Origin of the sequence: Streptomyces sp. R35 (assembly GCF_041053035.1) — a bacterium.
Taxonomy (GTDB): domain Bacteria; phylum Actinomycetota; class Actinomycetes; order Streptomycetales; family Streptomycetaceae; genus Streptomyces; species Streptomyces lutosisoli.
Genome location: NZ_CP163440.1, coordinates 10,267,898 through 10,294,588 on the forward strand (window position 1 = coordinate 10,267,898; position 26,691 = coordinate 10,294,588).

Sequence of the window (26,691 nt, forward strand, 5' to 3'; positions counted from 1 at the left end):
CCTCGTAAAGGAACTTCCGCCATGCGCAAGTCATCGATCCGTCGGGCCTGTGTCGCCCTCGCCGCCGTCAGTTCGCTCGCCCTGGCCGCCACCGCCTGCGGCGGCACCACCAAGAACGACGTCAAGGACGAGGGCGGCTCGGCCGTCGCGACCGGCAAGGCCGACCCGAACGCGGCCACCAAGAAGGGCCTGACCGTCGGCTTCCTGCCCAAGCAGGTCAACAACCCCTACTTCACCTCCGCGGACAAGGGCGGCGAGAAGGCGCTGACGGAGCTGGGCTCCACGTACAAGGAGGTCGGCCCGAGCAGCGCCACCGACACCTCCGGCCAGGTGAGTTACGTCAACACGCTCACCCAGCAGCAGGTCGACGCGATGGCCGTCTCCGCGCAGGACCCGGGCGCCCTGTGCACCGCGCTCAAGCAGGCCATGACCAACAAGATCAAGGTCGTCACGTACGACTCGGACACCAAGCCCGAGTGCCGCAACGCCTTCGTCTCCCAGGCCAGCGCCGAGGACCTGGGCCGTACCGAGGTGCAGCTGCTCGCCGAGCAGATCGGCTACAAGGGCGAGATCGCGATCCTCTCCGCCGCGCAGACCGCGACGAACCAGAACACCTGGATCGACTTCATGAAGGACGAGCTGAAGGACTCCAAGTACAAGGACGTCAAGCTGGTCAAGGTCGCGTACGGCAACGACGACGCCCAGCAGTCCTTCCAGCAGACCCAGGGCCTGCTCCAGGAGCACCCGAACCTCAAGGGGATCATCTCCCCGACCACCGTCGGCATCAAGGCGGCGGCCCAGTACCTGTCCGGCTCCAAGTACAAGGGCAAGGTCAAGCTGACCGGCCTCGGCACCCCCAACGACATGCGCAAGTACGTCAAGAACGGCACCGTCGAGGGCTTCGAGCTGTGGGACCCGGCGAAGCTCGGCGAGCTGGCCGCGCGGACCGCCGTGGCGCTGTCCTCGGGGCAGATCACCGGCAAGGAGGGCGAGACCTTCAAGGCCGGTGACATGGGCTCGTACACCATCGGCAAGGACGGCGTGATCAGCCTGGGCAAGCCGACCGTGTTCAACGCGAAGAACATCGACCAGTTCAACTTCTAGACGTCCACCTTGTAGGACCGGGAGGGTCATTGATGCAGCGTGTGTGCTTTCTGCTGAAGGTCCGTGCGGACCGCCTCGACGAGTACCGCGAGCGGCACGCCGCCGTGTGGCCCGAGATGCTTCAAGCGCTCTCGGCCACCGGCTGGCACAACTACTCGCTCTTCCTGCGCGAAGACGGCCTGCTGGTCGGCTACTTGGAGACCGAGGACTTCGCGGCCGCACAGGCAGGCATGGAGGCCACCGACATCAATGCCCGCTGGCAGGCGGAGATGGCGCCGTTCTTCGAGTCGCTGGACGGCGCCAGACCCGACGAAGCCATGAAGCCTCTCACCGAAGTGTTCCATCTAGCCTGACCAGGAGCTCCGCACGATGAGACGACGCACACTGCTCGCGACGGCACTGCTGGGCGCGGTGGCAGGCCCCGGTCTGGGAGCCGGTACGGCGCGGGCGGCCGACCCCGGCCCGTCCGTCACGCTGACCGGCACCACCCAACTCGACGCCCAGGCCCTGTTCTTCGTGTCCTACGACGGCCTGGTCAACAACAACTCGTTCCAGAAGAACGGGCTGTTGACCTACAAGGGCTACCAGTACGCGGCCTGGTACACCACCGACCGCAGCGCGGTCGTCGCCCGCCGGGTGCTCGGCGCGGCGAGCTGGTCGACGGTCACCCTCGCCCACACGCTCAAGAGCTCCGACTCGCACAACGTCATCTCCATGGGTGTGTCGAAGACCGACGGCCGGCTGCACCTCAACATGGACTCCCACAGCGACGGCTTCTTCTACGTGAAGTCGGTGGCGGGCCTGCTCGACAACCCGGCCTCCACCAGCTGGACCTCCGCCGTCTTCGGCTCCGTACAGACGACCCTCGACGGCCTCGCGCTCACGACACAGTTCACCTATCCGCAGTTCGTCTCGACACCGGAGGGCAAGCTCCAGCTCAGCTATCGCGTCGGCATCTCCGGAAACGGCCGCAACGCCCTCGCGGAGTACGACGGTTCGTCCTGGACGGCTCTCGGGGAGTGGTCCAGCTCGACCGGTACGTACACCAGCTCGCACGGCTCCAGCACCGTCCGCAACATGTATCTGCACGGCATCGACTACGACGTCAACGGCCGGCTGCACTCCTTCTTCACCTGGCGTGAGCAGAACGCCGCCGTGATGTGCAACAGCGGCGGCATCACCAACCACGACACGGGCTACGTCTACTCCACCGACCGCGGCCGCACCTGGCGCAACGACGCGGGCGCCCTCGTCGGCACCACCGGGGCGTCGGACACGGTCGCCGTCACCGACAGCGGACTTGTCATCGACTCCCTCAACCCCGACCACTCCCTGATGAACCAGGAGAGCCAGGCCACCGACTCCACCGGCCTGCCGCACGCGATCATCAGCTACGTACCCGGCCGCTTCGGCCAGTGCACGACCAACTACGTCACCGACCGGACGGCCAACGGGCGCGCCTTCCACGTCCGCAAGAACTCCTCGGGCACCTGGACCAAGACCGAGATCCCGATCGCCCTGAACTCCAGCCAGCGCACCAAACTGGTCCTCGACAAATACAACAACGCCTACGCGATCATGCCGTTCGGCCGGATCGCCGGCGCCTCGAAGTCGTCCGGGTACACCGACTGGACGCTTCTGTACGACGGCAGCGCCCTCAACGCCTTCGGTGAGGTCGTGATCGATGAGATGCGTGTCTCGCAGGATGGGAAGCTGTCGTTCATGTACCAGGAGAAGTCCAGCGGCACGACGCCGTCGGCCCTCCACGTCGTCGATTTCCAGCTGCCTTCGTGACCACCGGGCGCGGCCCTCACGCGGGTAGTGTGAGGGCCAGCCCGCCGCTTCTTGTTTCCCTGGAGGTTCCAGCCCGATGGCCCAGCCGGTGGGTATCAAGGACGTCGCCCGTGTCGCCGGAGTCTCCGTCGGTACGGTCTCGAACGTGATCAACCGCCCCGACTCGGTCGCCTCCGAGACCCGGGCGCGGGTGCTGTCCGCCATCGACCGGCTCGGCTATGTCCGCAGCGAATCCGCACGCCAGCTGCGGGCCGGTCGCAGCCGGATCATGGGCCTGCTCGTCCTCGACATGGGCAACCCGTTCTTCGTGGACGTGGCGCGGGGCGCCGAGCGCGCCGCGCGGGACACCGGGCTCGGTGTGATGGTCTGCAACAGTGCGCAGAGCTCGAGCGAGGAGGCCGACTATCTGTCGCTCTTCGCCGAGCAGCGGGTGCGCGGGGTGCTGCTGACGCCCACCGACGCGAGCGGGCGCAACATCGAGGCGTTCCGCCGCAACGGCATCCCGTTCGTGCTGGTCGACCGGGTCGCCGAGGGCACCACCGAGTGCTCGGTCTCGGTCGACGACGTGGCGGGCGGCGCGCTCGCCGTACGGCATCTCGTGGACGCCGGGCACCGCTCCATCGCGTACGTCAGCGGGCCGCCCGGACTCAACCAGGTCAGGGACCGCCGCACCGGCGCCCTGAACGCCCTGGCCGAGGCGGGACTCGGCCCGGACTGTCTGCGCGAGCTGCCCACCGAGCGTCTCGACGTGGCCGCGGGGCGCGACGCCGGCGCCCGGCTGCTCGGCCTGGCCGAGCGCCCCACCGCCGTCTTCTGCGCCAACGACCTGCTGGCCCTCGGCGTCCTGCAGGCCATGTACGCGGCCGGGGTCGGCGTACCCGACGACCTCGCGATCGTCGGCTACGACGACATCGAGTTCGCCGCCGCCGCGGCCGTCCCGCTCACCTCCGTACGCCAGCCCGCCGTGACCATGGGAGCGCTCGCCGCCGAGCTGCTCCTGGAGGAGATCGAGGCGGAGACCGCCCCCGCGCCGCACGAGCACCGGCGGGTCGTGCTCCAGCCGGAGCTGGTGGTGCGCCGCTCCAGTCTGTCGGTGCGCTGACCGTCGGTTCAGTGCGAGCAGGGGCTGCCGGGCGGCCCCCGCCGACGAGTGGGCTGAGCCGGTGTTCAGTAAGTGTTCTTGATCCCTGGACTCCGCCGCCCGCGGAACATGTGCTCAACTGGGACGCAGCCTGGAATCCGTTCGTCTCGGGAGCCCTGTTGACCGTCAGCTACCGCCAGCCCGGTGTCGTCCTCACCGACCACCGCTTCACCGTGCCCCTCGACCACGACGACCCGGCGGGGGAGAGCATCGAGCTGTTCGCCCGTGAGGTCGTCGCGAGCGACAGGGCCGACAAGGCACAGCAGGACCTTCCCTGGCTGGTCTACCTCCAAGGCGGTCCCGGCTTCGGCGCCAACCGCTTTGTCGGCAAGCAGGCCTGGCTCGGCCGTGCGCTGAAGGAGTTCCGGGTGCTGCTCCTCGACCAGCGCGGCACCGGCCACTCCACGCCCGCCAACCGGCAGACCCTCCCGCTGCGCGGCGGCCCGCGCGAACAGGCCGACTACCTCACGCACTTCCGCGCCGACTCCATCGTCCGCGACTGCGAGGCCATCCGGCCCGGGCTCACGGGCGGCGCCCCCTGGACCGTCCTCGGCCAGAGCTTCGGCGGTTTCTGCGCGGTGCACTACCTGTCGACCGCGCCGGAGGGACTGCGCGCCGCCGTGATCACCGGCGGGCTGCCCACCCTCGACGGGCACGCGGACGACGTCTACCGGGCCGCGTACCCCCGCATCGAGCGCAAGGTCGCCGCGCACTACGCGCGCTACCCGCAGGACGTCGAGCGGGCCCGCCAGATCGCGGACTACCTGCTCCAGCACGAGCCGGTCCTGAACGGCGGCTACCGCCTGACCGTCGAGGCCTTCCAGTCGCTCGGCATCGTCCTCGGCGGCAGCGAGGGCAGCCACCGCCTCCACTACCTCCTGGAGGAGGCCTTCGTCCGCACCCCGCAGGGCCCGGCCCTCTCCGACGCCTTCCAGGAGGACGTCCAGGGCCTCCTGTCGTACGCCGGTCACCCGCTGTACGCGCTCGTCCACGAGGCCTGCTACGCCCAGGGCGACCGCCCCACCGCCTGGTCCGCCGAGCGGGTGCGCGCCGAGTTCCCGCAGTTCGACGCGGCCAAGACCCTCGCGGACGACGGACCGCTGCTGTTCACCGGCGAATCCGTGCACCCCTGGACGTTCGAGACCGACCCGGCGCTGCGCCCGCTGCGCGAGACCGCCGAGCATCTGGCCGCCCGCACCGACTGGCAGCCGCTGTACGACCCCGCCCGCCTCGCCGCCAACGAGGTGCCGGTCGCCGCTGCGGTCTACCACGACGACATGTACGTGGACGCCGAGCACTCCCTGCGCACGGCACGCGCGATCCGTGGCCTGCGCACCTGGGTGACGGACGAGTTCGAGCACGACGGCGTACGGGCCGGCGGGCCCCGTGTCCTGGACCGGTTGCTGGCGCTGACGCGCGACGAGGTCTGAGGTCTCCGAGCGCCCCTAGGATTCTGACGGACTGTCAGAATCCTTAGGGGGTACGGATGATCGACACCACACGTACGGACATCCCGGAGGGCGAGGAGCGGCTGCGCCTCGACGTCGAGGACGGCATCGGCGTCCTCACCCTCTGCCGCCCGGCGAAGCTCAACGCGTGGAGCTGGGAGTCCACGCGTCAACTCGGGCTGTTCGCCGACCGGATCCGCTTCGACGAGTCGATCCGGGTGGTCCTGCTGAGGGCCGAGGGGCGGGCCTTCTGCGCGGGGATCGACGTCACGGCGCCGGGCGGCGCGATCACCGGGCGGTCCGCCGCGGAGCGTGCCCGCGCCTACTACGAGGGCATCCGCTGGGCGCACGAACGGTTCGCGGCCTTCGCCCGGCTGCCGCAGCCGGTCGTGGCGGCGGTACGGGGCTACTGCCTGGGCTTCGGGTTCGAACTCGCGCTGATGGCGGACCTGCGTGTCGCGGCCGACGACGCGGTGTTCGCGCTGCCGGAGGCGCAGCTCGGGGTCGCGGTCGACGCGGGCGGTGATCTGCGGATCGCCCGTGAGGCGGGCGCGGGCTGGGCCAAGTTCCTTGCGTTGACCGGGCGCCGGCTGGACGCGGTCACGGCCGAGCGCCTCCATCTGGTTCAACTCCTCGTCGCGCCCGCAGAGTTGGACAAGACGGCCCGTTCCGTCGCCGCCGAGATCGCGGCCAACGGGCCCCTCGCCGTGCAGGGCATCAAACACGACATCGACACCTACGCGGACGCCGGCCTCGCCGCGGCCCTCGACCGCACGGCCATGTCGGCGGCGCTCACCCTGACGTCCGAGGACGCGCGCGAGGGATACGCGGCGAAGGGCGCCCGGCGCGTGCCGCGTTTCGAGGGAAAGTGACCGGCATGTTTTGATCAGTCAGTGTTCTGCACACGTTCTGTACGGCGTTCCGTACGACGGAAGATGGGGGAGGACCGATGCACGACAGTGAACTTCTCGCGGACCGGTTCGAGGCGCACCGGGGCCACTTGAGAGCGGTGGCCTACCGGATGCTCGGCTCGCTCAGCGAGGCGGACGACGCGGTCCAGGAGGCCTGGCTGAAGCTCAGCCGGACCGACGCCGACGAGGTCAGGAACCTCGGGGGCTGGCTGACCACCGTGGTCGGCCGGGTCTGCCTGGACATGCTGCGCTCCCGGGCCTCGCGCCGGGAGGATCCCATCGAGGACACCTTCGTCCCCGACCCGGTCATCAGCCCCTTGGCACGCATCGACCCCGAGCAGGAGGTGCTGCTGGCCGACTCGGTCGGGCTCGCCCTCCTCGTGGTCCTGGAGACACTGGAGCCCGCCGAGCGGCTCGCGTTCGTGCTCCACGACATGTTCGCGGTGCCCTTCGACGACATCGCGGCCATCGTGGGCCGCTCCCCGGCCGCGACCCGCCAGCTCGCCAGCCGGGCCCGCCGCCGGGTACAGGGAGCCGCTCCGGAACCCGAGCCCGACCTCACCCGGCAGAAGAAGGTCCTCGACGCCTTCCTCGCGGCCTCGCGCGGCGGAGACTTCGAAGCCCTCCTCTCCGTCCTCGACCCCGATGTCGTGCTGCGCGCGGACTCGGGCCCGCTGGTCGGCGGAGCGGCGGCTTCCAAGCTGGTCCGCGGTGCGGCGGCCGTGGCCCGACAGGCGCTCACGTTCGCGCGGTTCGCGGCATCCTCGCGGCTCGTGCTCATCAATGGCGAGGTCGGTGTCGTCGCGCTGCTCGACGGGCAGCCGATGTCGGTCATGGGCGTCACCGTCGCCGACGGGCGGATCGTGGCCATGAACATCCTGGCCGACCCCGAGCGCCTCGCGCGGCTCGACCTCGGGGCACTGGCCGGGTGACGATCAGCCGGTGAAGGGCCCGCGCCCCATCTGCTCCCGCACCGGCACCACCGGCGGGCTGACGAGCCCCCTGCGCTGCCAGTTCGCACCGTCCACCACCAGCGTGTGGCCGGTGATGAAACGGGCGTAGGGGGATGCCAGGAAGGTGGCGGCCCAGCCGAGTTCGCGCGGCGCGCCGACCCGGAGGGCGGGCTGGCGCGCGTCGTGCGCGTCGGCCCGGTCCAGGTTCCCGCGGATGTCGTCGGTCATGTCCTCGTGCGGCATCAGCCCGGGCACCAGGCCGTTGACCTGGATGCCGTACGGCCCCCACTCCACGGCCAGCGTCCGGACCAGGGTGCGCACGCCCGCCTTGGCCGCCGCGCTGTGCGCGAAACCGGGGCCGCCCGTCCAGGCGTACGACGCACCGACGTCGATGATCGAACCGGGCGTACCCGCGGCCAGATGACGGCGGCCGAACTCGCGGCTCATCAGAAACGTTCCGGTCAGGGTGATGTCGACGACCGCCCGCCAGGCGTTCGGGGACATGTCCTCGGCGGGCACGGGGAAGTTGGCGGCCGCGTTGTTGACCAGCACGTCGGGCAGCCCGCACGCGTCGAACACCTCGGTGATGCGCTCCGCGTCCCGTACGTCGCACACGGCCGTCGTCACCCGCGTGCCCAGCGCCGCCAACTCCCGCCGCGCGGAGCGCAGATGCTCCTCACCGCGGCTGACGAGCACCAGATCGGCGCCCAGCCGCGCGAACTCCGCCGCGATCGCCTTGCCGAGCCCGGTCCCGCCGCCAGTGACCAGGACGAGCGAGCCGTCGTACGTCCCCTGCGGCAGCGCGCTCGCGCCGGGCGGGGGAGGGACGGGGAGACCGGGAAGAGAGGTGTCGTCCATGGCCGTCTCGATACCCGGTGTCCCCGCAATCCGCCAGAGATACCCGGACATCGGCGGGCATCCGCCTTCGGCGCCCTTGGCTCGGCTCAGTCGACGACGATGCCCAGGCACACCTCCTGAGCACCGAGGGCGAGACGGAGCGGGATCGTGCTGTAGGGGTGGTGCGGCGGCACAGTGATGCCGGCCGCGCAGGTCCACGCGGCGCCGGGCGGCAGTGCCGGAACGACGGGGGAGTCGAAGGAGGCATCGGCGCTGTCGATCGGGGTGGCGTCGGTGGCCGTGGCGGACACGTTGGTGACGGTCAGCCGAGCGGTGACGGTCGACCCGCGGACGGCGGCGACGGACCCGAGGGTGACGGTGAGAGGACCGGCAGCGTCGGAGACATGGCACCACTCCTGTGCGTACCGGGACACCCAACCGGCGGCCGGCGAGCCTGCGTTGGTCGTGCTGGGTTCCCAGATGACGACCCCGTCGGCGAGCTCGCGGAACCGGTCGACGCTGTACGACCAGACGTCCGGCGGCAGTTCGCCACCCCCGATGTAGTGGGGATGGAAGTACGGATGGACCGGCTTGCCCGGCGCCAGGGCGCGTGCGTGGCCGACGGCCGCCGCGAACCGGTCGGTCCACGTCGTACGGGTCTGATCGGGCCACCAGTACGCCTCGGGCGCGAAGAGGTCGAGCAGCCCGTCCTCGTACAACTCCCGTGTCAGTTCCCGGTTTCCGGGTTTCCAGTCGAAGCCGTACATCCCGACCGGGGAGCCGGGGACGGTCTCCTTCGTCCAGATGATGAGCCGCTTCCAGAGGTCGAGCGCGTGGCGGGCGGCCCGCCCGGACAGCTCGGTGAGCAGGATGTCCTCGAAGTCGAGCACGACCGGAGCGCCCGGCTCACCGCCGAACTGCTCGATATAGGCGTGGACCTGGGCCTGGTAGGCGGCCCGGCCGGGGAGCGCGCCGCCGCGCGCGTGGCCGCCGTCGTCGTCGCAGGTGAACTTGAAGATGTCGTACACGACCGTGGACCGGACCGCACCGAACTGGTGCAGGCCCGGCACACGCTCGCCGCGCTCATTCGTGAAGCCGCGCATGGAACCTTCCGTACGAGAAGCCGGCGATGTCAGAGAACGACCGTGGCCCAGCGGGTGTCGCTCAGACCGGTGCGCAGATGGAACAGCGCGGTGCTCCATGTCTCGGCCGACGGGATGGTCAGGTAGAGGGCCGTGTTCCAGGTCGCGCCGGGCGCCAGCGCGGGCACGTTCCAGTACTGCCAGGTGCCGGAGATGCCCTGCGGCGCACCGGTGAAGCTCTGCATGGTCGTGGCCGCGGTGGTGGAGCTGGAGGTGTTCTTGATGGTCACCGGAACGCTGGTGGTGGCGCCGCGCGGGACGGTGCAGTTGCCGCTGGGCGCGGACGCGGTCGCCGTCAGCGGTCCGCTGCTGCTGGTCCCCGTGATGACACCCATCTCGTACGAGTTCTGCGACACCCAGTTGCAGGCGGTGGAGTCGGCGGCGCCCGGCTCCCAGACGACGACACCGTCGGCGCCCGCCTTGACCTGGGTCAGGATGTAGCTCCAGGTGGTGCCCGACACATAGCCGCCGCCGATGATGTTGGGGCTGACGTACGGGTAGATCGGCTGGTCGGGGACGAGCGAGCGGTCGTTGGCGACGGACGCGTCGAACTGGGTCTTCCAGCTCGACTCGGTCTCCCCGCTGTCCCAGTACGCACGCGGCGCGAAGAAGTCGAGCAGGCCGTCGGCGTGGAGCGCCTTCGTCAGGGTGTTGTTGGTGGCGTTGTAGTCGTAGCCGTACATCCCGACCGGCGCCGACGGCGCGACCTCGTGCGTCCAGGTGATCAGCTCCTTCCAGAGGTCGAACGCGTTGGCCGCGGCCGTCCCGGAGAGCTTGGTGACGACGATGTTCTCGATGTCCAGGACCACCGGGGCGGTGTCGCCCGCGCCGAACTGGCTGATGTAGTCGAGCATCTTGGTCTTGTACGCGCTCTCGGTGGGCAGCGCCCCGCCGTTCGAGTAGCACGCGCTGGTGTCACAGGTGAAGGCGAACCAGTCGTACGCCACCGTGGCCTTCACCGCGCCGTACTGCTCCAGGCCGGGCGTGGTGGCGTTGCGCTCGTTGGTGAAGACGGGGAAGGTGCCGGCGGCGGAGGCGGGTGAGGCGAGGGCGGGCGGCACGGTCAGTGCGGTGGCGGCTGCGAGCAGCACGCTCCGGCCGAGGGTCCGGCGCAGGAGGTGGCGGAGAGAGCGCGGGCTGTTCCAGTGCATCGTTGCTCCTGAAAGGTCGTACGGGTGTGACATGGGCGTAGGGGCGGACCGGCCGAAGTCCTCAGCCGAGCCGCACCTTGACGGTGTGCGTCGAGCCGGCGGCTCCGGTCAGGTCGCCGAAGGTGAGCTTGAGACCGTGCCCGGTGCGGGCGTCGGTGACCGTCGGGGACTGGGAGAGCACCTCCCGGACCGGGCGGTGCCACACGACTTCGAGGGCGGTGGCCTCGCGGGCGGGGTCGGCGACACAGACGGTGGCCGTGCCGTCCCGGTGTTCCCGCACGAGGACGGCGGCCGGAGCACTGGCCGTGAGGAGGCCGAGGCTGCCGGGCTCCCAGAAGTTGACGGCGGTGAGGCCCAGTTGGGGGCTGCGGATGCCCTGCTGGCGGGCGGTGTTGGCGAGGATCCTCAGCCGGCCCGCGTCCTGCGCGCGATGCGCCGTGGCCCTGGCACTCGCGCCGGGCATGAGGACGTACGCGTAGCCGGCGCTGGCGGGGAGGAAGCCATGGTCGGTCCAGAGGGTCAGATAGCGGCGGGTGAGCGCGGTGGTGGAGCCGCCGGTGTTGATGTCCCGCCAGGCGCCGGTCCGTTCCTCGCGTACGGCGTTGAACGTGGCCCCGCCGGGGAAGACGTAGCCGGCGTGCCCCTCGATGTGGGCCCAGGAGGCGTTTCTGAACTTCCCCGTCCAGCCCTGGGTGTTGGGCTGCGTCTCGCCGTCGACGGTGAGAGCGGGTGAGCCCGACGTGCCCAGCGCGCGGTTGTCGAGGGTGGTCTCGACCGCGTACCCGTCGGCGGCGGAGATGCCCGCGCCGAGACAGACGACCGAGTCGTCCAGGAAGAACCAGGACTTCCGTGCGCTCATCGTGCTCGACAGGCCCTTGAGGTGCTGACCGACCGCCGCGTACTCGCTGTCGGTGGCGCCGCCGACCCAGGCCGCGTCGGGCTTCGGGTTGCCCCAGTTGCCGCCCTCGCCGTCGGCCAGGGGCTTCCTGGAAGCGGTGATGCCGGGCAGGCGGTACGGGTCGACGGTGGGCCAGAAGGCGTCCGAGTACTGCGTCTCGCCGAAGTCGTCGCCCCACCAGGACAGCCAGCCGGCGCCGGTGTGGAAGCCGCGCGCGTTCTCGCCGTTGCCGTACTCGTAGTGGGCGATCCGCTTCGAGGCCATGCTGAGCGAGGCGGCCCAGCCGGGGCGGCGGTGCGTGACCCGGTCCATGCTCGCGAAGATCCGGTGTTCGACCGGTTCGGGAGCGGCCTCGACCGATGTGTCCGCGAGCAGGGCGCGCAGCGGCGCGAGGCGCACGATGCTGAGATTGAGGTTGCTCGTGGCGGGCTCGTGGCGGTCGCGCTCCAGCCAGCCCTTCACCAACGTCCGCCAGCGGGCCTCCTGTTCGGGGCTCGCGCCCTGGCCGAGCAGCAGGATCGAGCCGAGCAGTCCGTGCGCGCGGGTGTGGTCGTCGGCGGCGCTGCGGCTGATGCCGCGGCCCGCGACGTTGTCCATGATCAGACCGTTGTAGAGGAACGGCGCCACGGCCTTCTCGATGGTGTCGAGGAACAGCGCGCTGTTCGGGTCGGTGACCTCCCAGCTGGAGCCGCGCAGCAGCGCGAAGAGCCGTCCGAGGCCGTCGTTGAGGACCGTTCCGTACCCGGCGATGTAAGGGATCGAGGTGTGCTGGATGTACGAGCCGTCGGCGTAGAAGCCGTCGCCCGTCGTGACGTAGGGGAAGACGGGGGAGAGGGCGTCCCGGGCGAGCGTGATCTTCGCCGGGCTGCGGCCGACCACCCCGCGCACCATCATCGCGCGGCACAGGTCGACCCGGTTGGCGCCGGTGCTGGTGCCGGTGTACGCGCCGACCGCCGAGTCGGGCACGAAGGCGTCGACCGCCGTGCAGTGGCCGGCGATCTGAGTCTCCGTCAGCGCGTCGTACACGAGCACACAGACGTCCATCAGATTCTGCGGGGCGCCGATCTGCCAGTCCCACCAGTTGCCGTAGCGCGTGGTGTTCTCGTTGTAGACCTGGGAGTTGATGTGGTCCAGGCCGGTGACGATGCCGTTCAGGAGCGTCGGGTCGCCGGTGAGGCCGGTGCCGGGCTGCGCGTATGCCTGGGCGAGCGTGCTGAGCCTGCTGTAACTGCCGGAGATCTTCGAGGAGTACGCGTACGACTCCGCGTCGGTGTCGGGCTCCGGGTCCGCCCAGACCAGGTCCGGCCACAGTGAGCCCGTCGCCGGGGCCATCGCGGCCAGATGAGCCGCGGCCGTGCTGCCGAGGGTGGCGAGCTGGGTGCGGAACGGCTCGGAGGCGGGGTCGAAGTCCGTGCCGAGGATCAGGTCGCGCCACTTGGCGCGAAGGGCGGCGAACTCGTCGTCCTCGGAGGCGGCGGCAGAGGGGAAGGACGCGGTGCTCACAGCGCCGAGGGCGAGAGCGGTCGCCGTGGATCCCTGGAGGAATCGTCGGCGGGACCAGGAAGAAGGCATGACTGATGTCCTCTGCGGGAGGGGTGGTGAGCAGGCGGAAGAGTCCGACGGTGTGATCGGCAGCCGGGCGGTGTGGGCGGTCCAGGGGTTCTAACACGCTCATCCACGCGCCAGCAATGGTTTACGCACGGAATTCTTGCTTTACCTTCGTTCGAAAGTAAACGTCAAGGTGGGTGCGGAAGCGATAGTCTGGCCCTGATCAGGGCATGTGAGCAGAGGGGAGCCGCCGTGCACGCGGAAGAGAGGCACCAGGTGATCCTGCGCCGGGTGCGCGAGCAGGGATCGATGCGTGTGACGGACTTCGCCGCCGAGCTGGGGGTCTCCCCGGTCACGGTGCGCAAGGACGTAGAAGTGCTGGCCGAGCAGGGGCTGTTGGTGCGGGTGCACGGCGGCGCGATGCTTCCGAAGGGCTGGACGGAGGGTGTGACGCCCGCGGCCGGGGCCGAGGCCGTGGAGCGGCGAACGCAGGCCCTCGGGCTGATCGTTCCGTCCTCCGCCTACTACTACCCCGAGGTGATCAAGGGTGCCCGCGAGGCGGCCGAGACGCGCGGAATCCGGCTGCTGCTCGGCGTCTCCGCCTACGACCCCGAGACGGAGAAGTCGCAGGCCGAGCAGCTGATCGCGGAGGGCGTGGCGGGCCTGCTGCTCGCACCGTCCGAGACGCGGGGCGCCGTGGGCCGGCAGTGGTACGAGGATCTCGACGTGCCGGTCGTGCTGGTCGAGCGCCGGCCGGAACAGGGTGACGCCGCCGCCGAGCACGTGGGCACCGATCACGCCTACGGCGCCCGTCTCGCCGTACGTCATCTGCTGGACGGCGGACGGCGGCGCGTCGCCCTGCTGCTGCGCTCGGGGACTCCGACCGCGCCCTGGATCCGGGAGGGTTACCTGGCCGGGATGCGTGCCGCGGGCCTCGACGCCCCGGAGGACACCGCGTTCATCGACCTCAGCAACTACGACGTGGGGGAGCCCGCCTACGAACAGGCGTTGGAGGAGTTCGTGCGGGGCGTGCGGGACAGGGCGATCGACGCCGCCCTGGTCCACACCGACAACGACGCGATGCTCCTGCTCCAGCGCCTGCGCGCCGCGTCCCTGTCGGTTCCCGGCGACGTGGCCCTGGTCTCGTACGACGACGAGGTGGCCGAACTCGCCGATCTGCCGCTCAGTGCGGTGGCCCCGTCGAAGCACGAAGTCGGCGCCACGGCGGTCGAGTTGCTGCTGCTGAGGCTGGCGGAACCGGGACGTCCGCGGCGCCGTATCGCGATCCTGCCGGAGCTGCGCGTGCGCGCTTCCAGTGAAGCGTAAGTGAAACGCTGCTTCGCTTTCGTTTCCTTTCGGAAATCTTGTTTTTCTATTGACTCCTTGCGGGGCGGGGCCCAAAGATGTGCCTCACCCGCCGCGACATGCAGCACCGCGGCCCGCCCCCGAGGAGCCGAGCAGTGAAGCTCACCTCTCGCACGTCCCGTTCCGCCCTTGCCGCGGCCGCCGTCTCACTCTCGCTGGCGATGTTCGCCACCGCCTGCGGCGGCGACGACGGCTCGGACAAGGCCGGCACCGCCACCAAGCCGGTCACCCTCACCTACTGGGGGTGGAGCCTCGGCGCCCAGCAGGTGGCCGACGAGTTCAACAAGACCCACAAGGACATCAAGGTCAAGTTCTCGGCGATCACCGGCGGCCCCGACGGCTACGCGAAGATCACCAACGCGATCAAGGCGGGCAACGCCCCCGACGTCGTCGGCATCGAGTACCCGCAGCTTCCCGAGTTCGCCAGCCAGGGAATGCTGGAGGACATCAGCAGCGAGGTCGGTGACACCGTCAAGGCCAAGTTCTCCCAGTCCATCCAGGACCGGGTGACCCTCGGCGGCAAGACCTGGGCCGTGCCCTACGACGCCACCCCGAACCTCCTCTACTACCGCAAGGACATCTTCAAGAAGGCCGGCGTCGCCGTCCCCACCACCTGGGACGAGTACAAGGCGGCCGCCAAGAAGATCAAGAAGGCCGACAAGAACGTCCGTATCGGCGACTGGGCCAACGACGACCCGGCGCTGCTCCCCGCGCTCGCCTGGCAGGCCGGCGCCAAGTGGTACGGCACCGAGGGCGACGCCTGGAAGGTCGGGATCAACGACGCCGCGTCGAAGAAGGTCGCGGACTACTGGCAGGGCCTGGTCGACGACGACCTCGTCGCGACGGCCGGCTTCACCAGCCCGGAGTTCACCAAGGCCAGGAACGACGGTACGGTCGCCAGCTACATCGGCGCCTCGTGGAGCGCGGGCGGCCAGATGACGGCCTTCCCGAAGCAGTCCGGCAAGTGGGCCATCGCCCCGCTGCCGAACTGGGGCACCGCTGCCACCGGCATGTACGGCGGCACCTCCTACGCCGTGCCGAAGGGCACCAAGCACGTCGAGGCGGTGGCCGAGTTCGCCGCGTGGGCGGCCACCACGCCGGCGGCCGTGAAGGCCCGGCTGAGCAAGCTGGAGGCCCCGAGCAGCGCCCTGCCCGCCAACGCGGAACTCCGTGAGGTGGCGGCCGGAGTCTTCGACGACCAGGGCTACTTCGGCGGCGACGACGTCTACAAGATCGCCGGTGCGGCGGCCGACACCATCGTCCCGGACTGGACGTGGGGCCCGGTCCAGACCGCGACCAACACCGCGATCACGGACGCCTCGTCCAAGGGCACCGTCGCCGACGGTCTGAAGGCCGGCCAGTCGGCCGCCGAGAAGGCGATCAAGGACCGCGGTCTCAACCTCGCCCAGTAGAGCCGGGCGGGTCCGGGGAAACGGGACCCCGGCCCCTCACCGTCGCCGGGCACTCACTCAGCCGAGTGCCCGGCGACGCCCCGTCCCTCACGGCAGCCGAAGCCCCCCCCCATGTCCCAAGGAGCCCCCGTGGCACTCTCCCTCCAGCGGTCGACACGCCGCCACCCCCGGCCGAAACCGGGCCAGCGCAGCGCGGTGGCCGTATTCCTCGTCCCGTTCTTCACCCTCTTCGCCGTCGTCCTGGTCGCGCCCATCGGCTACGCGATCTGGATGAGCCTGCACGAGGAACGCTCCTCCGGCCTCGGCTTCGGCGGCAGCGAGCGGGTCTTCAGCGGACTGGGCAACTTCACCAAGGCCCTGAGCGACGGGGGCTTCCTCTCGTCCTTCCTGCACCTCGCCGGCTACTGCGCCCTCTACATCCCGGTGATGATCGGCGCGGCCCTCGCCCTCGCCCTGCTCGTCGACTCCGCGGCGGCCCGCGCCAAGCGCTTCGTCCAGCTCGCGGTGTTCCTGCCGCACGCCGTTCCGGGCATGATCGCGGCGATCATCTGGATCTATCTGTACACGCCGGGACTCAGCCCGGTCCTCGACTGGATCCAGGCCGCGGGCGGCAGTTGGAGCTTCTTCGCCAAGGGACACACCCTGCCGTCGGTGGTCAACATCGCCGCCTGGCAGTGGACCGGCTACAACGTCATCATCTTCTACGCCGCCCTGCAGGCCGTACCGCGCGAGATCATCGAGGCGGCAGTCGTCGACGGCGCGAGCGGGCTGCGTACCGCCCTCCAGATCAAGCTGCCGATGATCCGCTCCGCGGTGGTCCTCACGCTGCTGTTCACCTGCGTCGGCGTCGTCCAGATCTTCAACGAGCCGAAGCTGCTGGCCGACCGGGCCCCCTCGATGGGCTCCGACTGGGCACCGATGATGTACGTCTTCAAGGCGGCCTTCGAAAAGCACGACTACGGTCTCGCCGCCGCCGCGTCCCTGCTCCTCGCCCTCGTCGCGGGCGTCCTCTCCTTCATCGTCACGAGGCTCGGGAACCGAGGTAAGGCAGCATGAGCACGCGCACACTTCCTTCGACTTCGACTTCGACTTCGACCTCGACCTCGGATTCGACCGGCGACTCGCCGGCCGCCACGCCCCAAAAGGCCCGCCCGGAGCGGGAGTTCTCCCGTCGGCACCGCCGCGTCACCGGTGGCGGAGCGGTATCCAAAGCGGCGGTCAACGGGGTCCTCCTCGTCGCCGTCCTCTACACGCTCATGCCACTGACCTGGCTGCTCATCGCGGCGACGAAGAACTCCGGGGACCTCTTCGGGACTTCGGGCTTCGCGTTCGGAGACTTCAACCTCGTCGACAACCTCCACGCCGTGGTCACGTACAACGGCGGGATCTTCCTGCGCTGGATGCTCAACAGCCTGATCTACTCCGTCATCGGCTCGCTGCTCTCCTCGCTGATCAGCGTCGCCGCCGGGTACTGCTTCGACAAGTACGAGTTCCGCGGCAAGGAGAAGCTCTTCGGGCTCGTGCTGGTCGGCACGCTCGTCCCCGCCGTCGTCATCACCCTGCCCCAGTACCTGCTCGCCTCCGACGTGGGCATCGTCAACACCTACTGGGCCGTACTCATCCCGTCCCTGGTGAACCCCTTCGGCGTGTATCTGGCCCGGGTCTTCTCCGAGGGCTATGTCCCCGGCGAGGTGCTGGAGGCCGCCCGGGTCGACGGCGCGAGCGAACTCAAGACGTTCCGCTCGATCGCCCTGCCGATGCTCACGCCCGGCTTCATCACCCTGTTCCTGTTCTCGTTCACCAGCAGCTGGAACAACTTCTTCGGCCCGCTGATCATGCTCAACGACGAACACCTCTACCCCGCCGGACTCGGCATCTACAGCTGGAACCAGATGGTGCTGCAGAACCCCGAGATGTACCGGCTCGCCATCACCGGCGCCCTCGTCGCGATCATCCCGCTGATCCTCGCCTTCGTCGGACTGCAGCGCTTCTGGCGTTCGGGCCTCACCGCAGGAGCCGTCAAGTGAACCACCCCCCGTCTCCGTCCGCGCGAACCCACCGCCCCCGCGCCGTCCTCGCCATGGACGCGGACTCCCGGGCGGCCGTGCTGGACGAGAGGGCCCTGCTGCGCCTGCGCTCACTCGCCCGCCTCGACCCCGATCTGCTGGTCACCGACTTCACCGCACCCGAGGCCGCGGCGGCGCTGCGTGAGGCCGAGGTCCTGGTCACCGGCTGGGGCTGCCCGCCGCTCACCGCTCAGGCCCTCGCCCTGATGCCCGCCCTGCGTGCGGTCGTGCACACCGCGGGCACGGTCAAGGGCCTGATGACCGAGGCGGCCTGGGAGCGCGGCCTGAGCGTCACCAGCGCCGCCGAGGCCAACGCCCGGCCCGTCGCCGAGTACACCGTCGCCGCGATCGTCTTCGCCAACAAGCGCATCCTCGACGCCGCCCGGGCCTACGCCGAGGCCCGCGCCCAGCTCGACCCGCTGCGCCTCTACCCCGCCATCGGCAACTACCGCAGGACCGTCGGTGTCGTGGGTGCCTCCCGGATCGGCCGGCGCGTCATCGAACTGCTGCGTTCGTACGACGTCGAAGTGCTGGTGTACGACCCCTACCTGGACCGGCAGGACGCCGCCGCCCTCGGCGTCGAGCAGACGACACTCGACCAACTCGCCTTCCGCAGCGACGTGGTGACCGTGCATGCTCCGGAACTCCCCGAGACCCGGCACCTGCTGGACGCCCGGCACATCGCTCTGATGCGTGACGGCGCGACCCTCATCAACACCGCGCGTGGCTCCCTCGTCGACACCGAGGCGCTCACCGCGCACCTGGTCTCCGGCCGTCTGTACGCGATCCTCGACGTCACCGACCCGGACGTCCTGCCCGCCGACTCCCCGCTCTACGACCTGCCCAACGTCCTGCTCACCCCGCACATCGCGGGCTCCCTCGGCACCGAACTGACCCGGCTCGCCGACGCCGCGGCCGACGAACTGGACCGCTACACACGGGGGTTGGCCTTCGCTCACGCCGTCCAGCCCACGGCCCTGTCCCGCTCCGCCTGAACGGCACGTGACCCAAGGAACCACCTCGTGACGATCGCCCCCACCCCTCAGCAACTCGCCTGGCAGCAAGACGGGTTCGGCCTCTTCCTGCACTTCGGCGTCAACACCTTCAACGGGGCGGAATGGAGCGACGGCACCCTCGACCCGGCGACCTTCGACCCCACCGGCCTCGACGCGTCCCAGTGGACGGAGACGGCCCGGGCGGCCGGAGCGAAGTATGTCGTCCTCACCGCCAAGCACCACGACGGCTTCTGCCTGTGGCCCACCACGACCACCACCTACTCGGTGGCGTCCTCGCCCTGGCGCGAGGGCCGGGGCGACGTCGTCGCCGAACTCGCCGAGGCCTGCCGGGGGGCAGGCCTCGGCCTGGGGCTCTACCTCTCGCCCTGGGACCGCAACGCCGGCTGCTACGACGACCCGGCCGCGTACGACGACTTCTACCTCCGCCAGCTCACCGAACTCTGCACACGCTACGGACCGCTGTACGAGCTGTGGTTCGACGGCGCGGGCTCGGAGGGCCGGACCTACGACTGGGACGCGATCATGGCCGTCGTGGACCAGCACCAGCCCGACGCCATGGTCTTCAACATGGGCCGTCCGACGATCCGCTGGGCCGGCAACGAGGACGGTCTGGCCGAGGACCCCTGCCGGTACGTCACCGAGTCCACCGGCATCAGCGTCTACGACGACGGCCGCGAGGCGCTCGACACGGCCCGCTATCTGCCGCCCGAGTGCGACGTCCCGATCCGCGCCAACTGGTTCTGGCAGCCCGACGACCTCGACACCCTCAAGAGCCGCGATCAGCTGCTCGACATCTGGTACCGCTCGGTGGGCCTGGGCGCCGGCCTGCTCCTGAACGTGCCACCGGACCGCCGCGGCCTGATCGACCCCGCCGACCGCGACCGCCTTCTCGACTTCACCGGCGAACTCGCCCGGCGCCTGGCCGAGCCCCGGACCTGCGCGCTGTCGGTCGTCGACGAGGGTGAGGTGCTCGCGTGCTTCCCCGAACCCGTCCGCATCGACCACCTCGAACTGCGCGAGGACCTCACCGCCGGCCAGCGCTTCACCCACCACGAGGTACTCGCCGACGGTGAGCCACTGCTGAGCGGCCACACCGTCGGCGTCCGGCGAGTCCACGCCTTCGAGCCCCGCACCGTACGCGAACTCCGCATCCGGCTGACGGGCGACGGCGCCACCCTGACCGAGGCGAAGGGATACGCCGCCAAGTGACCGAGATCAGCCCGCTGACCCTGACCACGAACGAGACCGGCTTTCTCCGCAACGGCCGGCCCCACCAGTTCATCTCCGCCGCGATCCACTACTTCCGGGTGCATCCGGACCTGTGGACCGACCGCCTGGAGCGGCTGCGCGCCATGGGCGTGAACACGATCGAGACGTACGTCGCCTGGAACGTCCACGAGCCCAGGCCCGGGGAGTTCGACTTCGACGGCCCGAACGACGTGGCGGCCTTCATCAGAGCCGCGGGCGGCCTCGGACTCGACGTCATCGTCCGGCCGGGCCCGTACATCTGCGCCGAGTGGGACTTCGGCGGACTGCCCGCCTGGCTCCTGGCGGACCGCACGATGCGGTTGCGCCGGAGCGACGACCGCTATCTGGCCGCGGTGGACGCCTGGTTCGACACCCTGATTCCCGTGCTGGCACCCCTGCTCGGAAGCCGCGGCGGCCCTGTCGTGGCCGTCGGGATCGAGAACGAGTACGGCAGCTACGGCAATGACAGCGCCTACCTCGAACACCTTCGGGACGGCCTGGTCCGCAGGGGAGCCGACTGTCTGCTCTTCACGACCGACGGCGCCGACCACGGCTTCCAGCTCGGCGGCCGCATACCCGGTGTGCTGAGCACCGGGACTTTCGGCTCCCGCCCCGAGAAGTCCCTCGCGACCCTGCGCACGTACCAGCCGGAAGGCCCACTGGTGTGCGTGGAGTACTGGCACGGCTGGTTCGACCACTGGGGCGAGCCGCACCACACCCGCGACCCCGAGGAGGCGGCCGACACGCTCGACGAACTGCTCGCCGCCGGCGCCTCGGTGAACATCTACATGGGCCACGGAGGCACCAACTTCGGATGGTGGAACGGCGCCAACCACGACGGAACCCGCTACCAGCCGGACATCACGAGCTACGACTACGACGCCCCCGTCGGCGAAGCCGGGCAACTCACCCGGAAGTTCCACCTCTTCCGCGAGGTGATCGCCCGGCACTTCGGCCCGGTCCCGCACGAGCCGCCCGCGCTGCCGCCGCGTCTGACGTCTCGGACGGTCACGGTGGAAGGGCGGGTCTCGCTCGCCGACTCCCTGGACGTACTCTCCAAGCCGCAGCACCACACGGAACCACTGACCATGGAGGAAGCGGGTCAGTCGTTCGGCGTGATCCACTACCGGACCCGGCTGCGCGGGCCGCTGCCCGAGACCGCACTGCGCATCGACGGGACGGCCGACCGGGCACAACTCTTCCTGGACGGACGGGAGATCGGACTGCTGGAGCGGGACCGCCCCCAGGAGTCCCTGCCGGTCACCGTGCCGGAAGGCGGCGCCGAACTCGACGTACTCGTCGAGAACCAGGGGCGGATCAACTACGGCCCGCTGCTCGCCGACCGCAAAGGCATCACCGGCGGGGTCCGGCTGGACAACCAGTACCAGTTCGGCTGGGAGATCCGGCCGCTTCCTCTCGACGACCTGTCGGGCCTGGAGTTCACGGCCGCGCCCGCCGGGGACGGCCCCGCCTTCCACCGCGCCACCGTCCAACTGGACGCCGCCGCCGACGGTTTCATCGCGCTGCCCGGCTGGACCAAGGGCATGGTGTGGCTCAACGGGTTCGCCCTCGGCCGGTACTGGGAGCGCGGTCCGCAGCGCACGCTGTACGCGCCCGGGCCCCTGTGGCGCGCCGGCGCGAACGAGGTGGTGATCCTCGAACTCCACCGGCCCGGCAGCACCGTCGAGATCCTCGACGCCCCGGACCTCGGCGCGGAGCAGGACGCGCCCATCCCCGTCTGGTGACCTGACACTTCGGAGAGCGGGAGCCCCGATGCCGTACGCGAACTCGCCCACCTCACCTGTGCCGCCCATCTCGTCGATCTCGCCCATCACCGGCCTGACGCGAGAGCACTGGGAGGAGTACGGCGACCGGCTCCTCGAAGGCGCCCACGCTCACGCCTCCGCGTCGTACGCGCAGGTGAACATCCCCGGCAGGCACAGCGTCGCCGGGCCCGCATCGGACGGTCTCGAAGGGTTCGCCCGCACCTTCCTGCTGGCGGCCTTCCGTATCGCCGGGGACGGGGGAGAGAGCCCCCGGGCCCAGCAGCTGATCGACCGTTGCGCGGCCGGGCTGGCGGCCGGGGCCGACGGGTCCCACGCGGAGGCCTGGCCGAGGATCGGCGGCGACCGCCCCTCGCAGCCCATGGTCGAGGCCGCGTCCATCTCCCTCGGGCTGCACGTCACCCGGCCCTGGCTGTGGGCACGGCTCGACCCCGGTGTCCGGGAACGCGTCGTGGACTGGCTGGCCGGGTTCGTCGGGCGGTGGACCTGGCCCAACAACTGGGTGCTGTTCCAGACCGTCGTCGAGGAGTTCCTGGCGTCGGTCGGCGGCCCGCACCATGAGGCGGAGATCCTGCGGGGCCTGGACGCCATCGAGAAGTGGTATCTGGGCGACGGCTGGTACACCGACGGCGCGGACCGGCGCATCGACTACTACAACGCCTGGGCCTTCCACCTCTACCCGCTCCTCTGGACGGACATGGCCACAGGAGGCGCCCGTTCCGATCGGGCCGCCGAACTCAGGAACACCTACCGGGAGCGGCTGCGGTCCTTTCTGGCCGACTACCTGCACCTGGTGTCGGGCGACGGTTCACCGGTCCACCAGGGGCGGTCCCTGATCTACCGGTTCGCCGCCGCGGTACCGTTCTGGACGGGCGCGATGTACGACTGCTCGCCCCTTCCGCCCGGGCTGGCCCGCCGCGCGGCGAGCGGGATGCTGCTGCACTTCGACCGGAACTCCGTTCCGGACCGACGGGGGCTGCTGACGCTGGGCTGGCACCGGGAATTCCTCCCGATGACGCAGGAGTACTCAGGCCCGGCCTCTCCCTACTGGGCGGCCAAGGCCTTCTGCGGCCTCCTGCTGCCCGCGTCGCACCCGGTGTGGACCGCGCCCGAGGAACCGCTGCCGGTGGAGCTGGCCGACCGGATGACGGCCCTTCCCACGGCGGGCTGGCTAGTCCAGGGCACCCGAGCCGACGGCATCGTCCGCCTGCACAACCACGGCAGCGACCGCCAGGGCGGCGGGGAGCCCGAGTACGACGACCCGCACTACGCCAAGCTGGCCTACTCCTCGCGGACGGCTCCCCAGACGTCGGACATGGCCTGGGCCCGCAACGTGGACAGCCAGCTGGTGCTGCTGGACCCCGACGTACCGGACTTGAACGCCCGGGCGCTGAGGCGAGGCCGCATCCACCCACTCCTCGCCACCGAGGAGCAGGGCGTCGGCCATGCCGCCTCCTGGCACACCCCCTTCCGCCGCACGGACTCCGGCCCCGGCGACGCGCGACCGGTGAGCGAGTGCCGCATCGAGACGCACACGGTGGCCTGGTCGTGCTACGAGATCCGGGTCCACTTCGTGACGGCTCCCGCGGGATGGGGCGTCCGGGACGGCGGCTACAGCCTGTCCTCCCCGACAGCCCCCGAGACATGCGCTACGCGACACTGGCAGGCCGCGGTCTCGGACGACGGCACGACGAGCGCGATCGCCTCGCTCTGGGGCTTCGAGCACGGCGGACTGCACCGGGACTCAGGAGCCGACGCCATGGGGAAGGAGTCCGCGGTCCCGTATCTCACCGCTCGTCACGCCGGCGGCACGAGGACGTACGTGTCTTGTGTGCTGCTCGCTGCGGACGGCTTCGATCCCGCCGGCCCCGTGCGCGTCGGTGTGGAAACCGTCGTCGAGGACGGCCGGGTGACGCTGAGCTTTCCGGGCCTGCCGGGCGGCACAGTGATCACACGGCTCGGGCCGGACCGCTGACGGAGCTGACGCGGCGGCTCCCCGCTCAGTTCAGGGCGTCGTGCAGCGCCGCGAGCAGATCGAGCGGCCGTCGGTCCGGCCATACGGCGCGCGTCCGGTTCATGGCGTACGAGAAGCCGACCCGGCTGCCGGGCCACGTCCCGTGCCGCGACCCCCCTGCCCCGGCGTGCCCGAACGCGTCGTGCGCCGGGCCGAAGAGGCCCAGCTCGGTCTGCAGCTCGAACCCCGCGCCGTACGCCATCGGGCTGCCCCACAACGGCTCGGTGCCGCACCTCAGTTCGCGTCGGCCCAGCTCGACGGTCGCCTCCTTCAGGACGCGTACGCCGTCCAACTCACCGCCCCGCGCGAGGCGGGCGTAGAAGCGGGCCATCGAACGGGCCGTCACATGGGCGCCCACGGCCGGGACTTCGGCCCGGCGGAAGGCGGCGCTGTTCCACAGGGCGGGCGCGTCCGGGGCGGCGGGGGCGAAGAAACCACCTCAGGCATGCGGAGAGGCTACCGATCTACTCGGTAATGGTCCAGACCACGGCATCGAGCCTGTTCAGGGCGCCCTCCCGGCTCAGTACGCTGGGGGCATGCATGAAGACAGCGGAACAGTCCAGGACGACCGACGCCTCGAACTGCGGGCCGACTGCGGTGAGTGCTTCGGGCTGTGCTGCGTCGCGCTCCCCTTCGCCCGCTCCGCGGACTTCGCCATCGACAAGGACGCCGGAAAGCCCTGCCCCAACCTGAAGACCGACTCCCGCTGCGGCATCCACACCCAGCTGCGCGACAAGGGCTTCACGGGCTGCACGGTGTACGACTGCTTCGGCGCCGGGCAGAAGGTCTCCCAGGTCACCTTCGGCGGCAAGGACTGGCGCTCGGGTTCGAAGGAACGCGCCCGGCAGATGTTCGACGTGTTCCCCGTCGTCCGTCAGCTCCACGAACTGCTCTGGTACCTCAACGAGGCGCTGACCCTCCCCGCCGCCCGCCCCGTGCACGCCGACGTCCGCCGCGCACTCGACAAGACGGAGCGGCTCACCCGCCAAACCCCCGAAGAGCTCGGAGAGTTGGACGTGGGCGCGCACCGGCAGGACGTCAACGTGCTGCTGCTGCGGACCAGTGAACTCGTACGGGCGGGAGCCGGTCGGGGGAAGAAGGGCCGCCCCAAGGACCGCCGGGGGGCCGACCTGATGGGCGCCCGCCTCAAGGGTGCCGATCTGCGGGGCGCCAATCTGCGCGGCGCCTACCTCATCGCCGCCGACCTGACCGGCGCCGATCTGCGCGGCGCGGACCTGATCGGCGCGGACCTGCGGGACACCGACCTCACGGACGCCGATCTGACCGGCGCGTTCTTCCTGACCCAGCCCCAGCTGAACGCGGCCCGCGGCAGTGTCGGCACCAGGCTCCCGGAGTCAGTCACCCGTCCGGGCCACTGGTCGGCCCAGGGCTGAGGACTCCCGCTGGGCGGGCGCCCGGCGTTCCAGGCGCAGGCGCAGCCCCTCCGGCATCAATGTCAGCCGTTCGGCCACGCGCAGCCGGTACTCCGGGTCGGCCCGCAGCTCGTAGCGGCGCAGCAGCAGCCCGAGAACCAGCGTCGCCTCGTGCAGCGCGAACTGGCGGCCGATACAGGCCCGCGCCCCTGTGCCCCACGGCTTGAAGGTGTGCGCGGGCCGGGCCCGTACCGCCTGCGCGTCGAAGCGGTCCGGGTCGAACTTCTCGGCGTCGGCACCCCACACCTCCGGATCCCGGTGCAGCAGTGGCGTCAGGACCAGCGCCCACGCGCCCTGCCGCATCGGGTGGACGCCGCCCAGCACCGTGTCCTGTCGGGCCTCGCGCGCGAAGGCCGGCGCCGTCGGCCACAGGCGCAGCGACTCGTCGAGGACGCGGCGGACGTAGCGCAGCTTGGCGATCTGGTCGTAGCCGGGCCGGTCGGTGTCGCCCCAGACGCGGTCGACCTCGGCCCGGGCGCGCGCGGCGACGTCCGGGTGCCGGGACAGGTAGTGCAGGGCGAAGGAGAGCGCGCCCGAGGTGGTCTCGTGGCCCGCGATGAGGAAGGTGATGACCTGACGGCGGACGTTCTCCGGCGCCAGCCGCTCCCCGGTCTCCGGATGGGCGGTCTCCAGCATCCGGTCGAGCAAATCCCCTTCCCCGCTTGAGGATCGGCGTGCCGCCACCACCGCGTCGACCGTGCGGTTGAGGAACGCCATGTCCGCCTCGTTGCGGCGGAAGGCGCCGCGCAGCAGCAGCGGGGCCAGCGGCGCGGGGACGACATTGAGGCGCTGCGCGTACGTCAGGGTGCCGACCATCGCGTTCACGAACGGATGCGGCCGGGAGCGCTCGAAGGAACCGAAGTCATGGCCGAAGCCGGTCCGGGCGATCGTCTCCAGTGTCAGCTTCGTCATGTCGCCGGGCACGTCCACGCCGCGCCCCGCCGCCTGCTCCCGGTCCCAGCGGTCCGTCAAGCGCTCGGCCACGGCCAGCATCATCGGGTGATAGCCCTCCATGGCCTCACGGCTGAAGCCGGGCGCCAGGACGTCGTGCGCCAGCTGCCAGTTGGGCTCGTGGTTGTAGGCCGTGAACAGGCCGTCGCCGGCCACCGGGCGGAGATTGGCGACCCCGAGGCCCACATGCTTGGCGAACCGCGACTCGTCCGCCAGCTCGGCCGCGAGGTCCGCGCCCCAGACGAAGACGATCTCCTTGCCGAAGGCCTTGCGCCGGAAGACCGGTCCGAGCCGGCGGCCGAAGCGCATCGAGTCCTGGAGCGGCGTACGGACGTTGACGCCGAGTACGTCGCCGAGCAGGGGGACGCGGCGCGGCGGATGCGGAATGCGGTGCAGCTCCGGCCAGCCCAGTTCCGCGCTGCGGAACCCCTTGGGCAGCGCGGTCCCCGTCGTCTCCGTCATGACGCCATCTCCC

The 26,691-nt window shown here is 70.5% G+C and carries 21 protein-coding genes and 1 pseudogene; 16 read left to right on the plus strand and 6 right to left on the minus strand.

Annotated elements, in window-relative coordinates:
• The first annotated feature begins 21 nt into the window (after positions 1 to 21).
• From rhaS to sigJ, 7 genes are all read left to right on the plus strand, one after another.
• On the plus strand, positions 22 to 1,104 hold the full coding sequence (gene rhaS / locus AB5J50_RS46130) for a rhamnose ABC transporter substrate-binding protein (protein WP_327433971.1): 1,083 nt from the start codon (positions 22 to 24) through the stop codon (positions 1,102 to 1,104).
• 32 nt (positions 1,105 to 1,136) lie between these two features.
• Positions 1,137 to 1,457, plus strand: a complete 321-nt coding sequence (locus tag AB5J50_RS46135) for an L-rhamnose mutarotase (protein WP_327433972.1) — start codon at positions 1,137 to 1,139, stop codon at positions 1,455 to 1,457.
• 16 nt (positions 1,458 to 1,473) lie between these two features.
• Positions 1,474 to 2,898, plus strand: coding sequence for a BNR repeat-containing protein (locus AB5J50_RS46140; protein WP_369264521.1), 1,425 nt, complete (start codon positions 1,474 to 1,476; stop codon positions 2,896 to 2,898).
• A 76-nt stretch (positions 2,899 to 2,974) separates the two neighbouring features.
• Positions 2,975 to 4,000 carry a LacI family DNA-binding transcriptional regulator gene (locus AB5J50_RS46145; RefSeq protein ID WP_369264522.1) on the plus strand — a complete coding sequence of 342 codons (1,026 nt, stop codon included), beginning with the start codon at positions 2,975 to 2,977 and terminating at the stop codon, positions 3,998 to 4,000.
• A gap of 158 nt (positions 4,001 to 4,158) precedes the next feature.
• Positions 4,159 to 5,469: an alpha/beta fold hydrolase gene (locus AB5J50_RS46150; RefSeq protein ID WP_369264523.1), complete on the plus strand. Its 1,311-nt coding sequence runs from the start codon at positions 4,159 to 4,161 to the stop codon at positions 5,467 to 5,469.
• Between the two features lie 56 nt (positions 5,470 to 5,525).
• Positions 5,526 to 6,359, plus strand: a complete 834-nt coding sequence (locus AB5J50_RS46155; protein ID WP_369264524.1) for an enoyl-CoA hydratase/isomerase family protein — start codon at positions 5,526 to 5,528, stop codon at positions 6,357 to 6,359.
• Positions 6,360 to 6,436: 77 nt separating this feature from the next.
• Entirely contained in the window at positions 6,437 to 7,330 is an 894-nt protein-coding gene (gene sigJ, locus AB5J50_RS46160; protein WP_369264525.1) for an RNA polymerase sigma factor SigJ, read from the plus strand.
• Between the two features lie 3 nt (positions 7,331 to 7,333).
• Here the strand turns inward: sigJ and AB5J50_RS46165 are convergent, their stop codons facing one another.
• The 4 genes from AB5J50_RS46165 to AB5J50_RS46180 form a co-directional block, all read right to left on the minus strand.
• Positions 7,334 to 8,209 (minus strand): SDR family oxidoreductase, encoded by an 876-nt coding sequence (locus tag AB5J50_RS46165; RefSeq protein WP_369264526.1) that lies wholly within the window; start codon positions 8,207 to 8,209, stop codon positions 7,334 to 7,336.
• Positions 8,210 to 8,295: 86 nt separating this feature from the next.
• Positions 8,296 to 9,291 (minus strand): hypothetical protein, encoded by a 996-nt coding sequence (locus AB5J50_RS46170; protein WP_369264527.1) that lies wholly within the window; start codon positions 9,289 to 9,291, stop codon positions 8,296 to 8,298.
• Positions 9,292 to 9,320: 29 nt separating this feature from the next.
• Positions 9,321 to 10,481, minus strand: coding sequence for a hypothetical protein (locus AB5J50_RS46175; protein ID WP_369264528.1), 1,161 nt, complete (start codon positions 10,479 to 10,481; stop codon positions 9,321 to 9,323).
• Between the two features lie 61 nt (positions 10,482 to 10,542).
• Entirely contained in the window at positions 10,543 to 12,951 is a 2,409-nt protein-coding gene (locus tag AB5J50_RS46180; RefSeq protein ID WP_369264529.1) for a polysaccharide lyase 8 family protein, read from the minus strand.
• Between the two features lie 228 nt (positions 12,952 to 13,179).
• Between AB5J50_RS46180 and AB5J50_RS46185 the strand changes: the two genes are divergently transcribed.
• The 8 genes from AB5J50_RS46185 (at position 13,180) to AB5J50_RS46220 (ending at position 23,793) form a co-directional block, all read left to right on the plus strand.
• Complete coding sequence (locus AB5J50_RS46185; RefSeq protein ID WP_369264530.1) at positions 13,180 to 14,253, plus strand: substrate-binding domain-containing protein; 1,074 nt, start codon at positions 13,180 to 13,182, stop codon at positions 14,251 to 14,253.
• A gap of 134 nt (positions 14,254 to 14,387) precedes the next feature.
• The gene (locus AB5J50_RS46190; protein WP_369264531.1) at positions 14,388 to 15,704 is read left to right on the plus strand and encodes an ABC transporter substrate-binding protein; all 1,317 of its coding nucleotides are present in this window, start codon (positions 14,388 to 14,390) and stop codon (positions 15,702 to 15,704) included.
• Between the two features lie 129 nt (positions 15,705 to 15,833).
• On the plus strand, positions 15,834 to 16,760 hold the full coding sequence (locus tag AB5J50_RS46195) for a carbohydrate ABC transporter permease (RefSeq protein WP_369264532.1): 927 nt from the start codon (positions 15,834 to 15,836) through the stop codon (positions 16,758 to 16,760).
• Positions 16,761 to 16,960: 200 nt separating this feature from the next.
• Positions 16,961 to 17,731, plus strand: a complete 771-nt coding sequence (locus AB5J50_RS46200) for a carbohydrate ABC transporter permease (RefSeq protein WP_327435334.1) — start codon at positions 16,961 to 16,963, stop codon at positions 17,729 to 17,731.
• Positions 17,728 to 18,765, plus strand: a complete 1,038-nt coding sequence (locus AB5J50_RS46205; RefSeq protein WP_369264533.1) for a hydroxyacid dehydrogenase — start codon at positions 17,728 to 17,730, stop codon at positions 18,763 to 18,765. Before AB5J50_RS46200 ends, AB5J50_RS46205 begins: the two co-directional genes overlap by 4 nt.
• Before the next feature lie 27 nt (positions 18,766 to 18,792).
• The gene (locus AB5J50_RS46210; RefSeq protein WP_369264534.1) at positions 18,793 to 19,995 is read left to right on the plus strand and encodes an alpha-L-fucosidase; all 1,203 of its coding nucleotides are present in this window, start codon (positions 18,793 to 18,795) and stop codon (positions 19,993 to 19,995) included.
• On the plus strand, positions 19,992 to 21,779 hold the full coding sequence (locus AB5J50_RS46215; RefSeq protein WP_369264535.1) for a beta-galactosidase family protein: 1,788 nt from the start codon (positions 19,992 to 19,994) through the stop codon (positions 21,777 to 21,779). Before AB5J50_RS46210 ends, AB5J50_RS46215 begins: the two co-directional genes overlap by 4 nt.
• Positions 21,780 to 21,807: 28 nt before the next feature.
• Positions 21,808 to 23,793: a DUF2264 domain-containing protein gene (locus tag AB5J50_RS46220; protein WP_369264536.1), complete on the plus strand. Its 1,986-nt coding sequence runs from the start codon at positions 21,808 to 21,810 to the stop codon at positions 23,791 to 23,793.
• A gap of 25 nt (positions 23,794 to 23,818) precedes the next feature.
• Here AB5J50_RS46220 and AB5J50_RS46225 read toward each other — a convergent pair.
• A pseudogene (locus AB5J50_RS46225) lies at positions 23,819 to 24,235 on the minus strand (serine hydrolase); the annotation flags it as partial.
• A gap of 133 nt (positions 24,236 to 24,368) precedes the next feature.
• Here AB5J50_RS46225 and AB5J50_RS46230 point away from each other — a divergent pair.
• On the plus strand, positions 24,369 to 25,226 hold the full coding sequence (locus tag AB5J50_RS46230; protein ID WP_327433990.1) for a pentapeptide repeat-containing protein: 858 nt from the start codon (positions 24,369 to 24,371) through the stop codon (positions 25,224 to 25,226).
• Here the strand turns inward: AB5J50_RS46230 and AB5J50_RS46235 are convergent.
• Complete coding sequence (locus AB5J50_RS46235; protein ID WP_369264537.1) at positions 25,188 to 26,678, minus strand: cytochrome P450; 1,491 nt, start codon at positions 26,676 to 26,678, stop codon at positions 25,188 to 25,190. The two genes, AB5J50_RS46230 and AB5J50_RS46235, sit on opposite strands and share 39 nt — an antisense overlap.
• Positions 26,679 to 26,691 lie beyond the last annotated feature (13 nt).

Bases quoted from the DNA above. Each gene is read 5' to 3' on its own strand.
- AB5J50_RS46165 (WP_369264526.1), bottom strand. From the start codon at position 8,209: ATGGACGACACCTCTCTTCCCGGTCTCCCCGTCCCTCCCCCGCCCGGC.
- AB5J50_RS46145 (WP_369264522.1), top strand. From the start codon at position 2,975: ATGGCCCAGCCGGTGGGTATCAAGGACGTCGCCCGTGTCGCCGGAGTC.
- AB5J50_RS46230 (WP_327433990.1), top strand. From the start codon at position 24,369: ATGCATGAAGACAGCGGAACAGTCCAGGACGACCGACGCCTCGAACTG.
- AB5J50_RS46180 (WP_369264529.1), bottom strand. From the start codon at position 12,951: ATGCCTTCTTCCTGGTCCCGCCGACGATTCCTCCAGGGATCCACGGCG.
- sigJ (WP_369264525.1), top strand. From the start codon at position 6,437: ATGCACGACAGTGAACTTCTCGCGGACCGGTTCGAGGCGCACCGGGGC.
- AB5J50_RS46175 (WP_369264528.1), bottom strand. From the start codon at position 10,481: ATGCACTGGAACAGCCCGCGCTCTCTCCGCCACCTCCTGCGCCGGACC.
- AB5J50_RS46155 (WP_369264524.1), top strand. From the start codon at position 5,526: ATGATCGACACCACACGTACGGACATCCCGGAGGGCGAGGAGCGGCTG.
- AB5J50_RS46140 (WP_369264521.1), top strand. From the start codon at position 1,474: ATGAGACGACGCACACTGCTCGCGACGGCACTGCTGGGCGCGGTGGCA.
- AB5J50_RS46220 (WP_369264536.1), top strand. From the start codon at position 21,808: ATGCCGTACGCGAACTCGCCCACCTCACCTGTGCCGCCCATCTCGTCG.
- AB5J50_RS46235 (WP_369264537.1), bottom strand. From the start codon at position 26,678: ATGACGGAGACGACGGGGACCGCGCTGCCCAAGGGGTTCCGCAGCGCG.
- AB5J50_RS46170 (WP_369264527.1), bottom strand. From the start codon at position 9,291: ATGCGCGGCTTCACGAATGAGCGCGGCGAGCGTGTGCCGGGCCTGCAC.
- AB5J50_RS46200 (WP_327435334.1), top strand. From the start codon at position 16,961: ATGCCACTGACCTGGCTGCTCATCGCGGCGACGAAGAACTCCGGGGAC.
- rhaS (WP_327433971.1), top strand. From the start codon at position 22: ATGCGCAAGTCATCGATCCGTCGGGCCTGTGTCGCCCTCGCCGCCGTC.
- AB5J50_RS46135 (WP_327433972.1), top strand. From the start codon at position 1,137: ATGCAGCGTGTGTGCTTTCTGCTGAAGGTCCGTGCGGACCGCCTCGAC.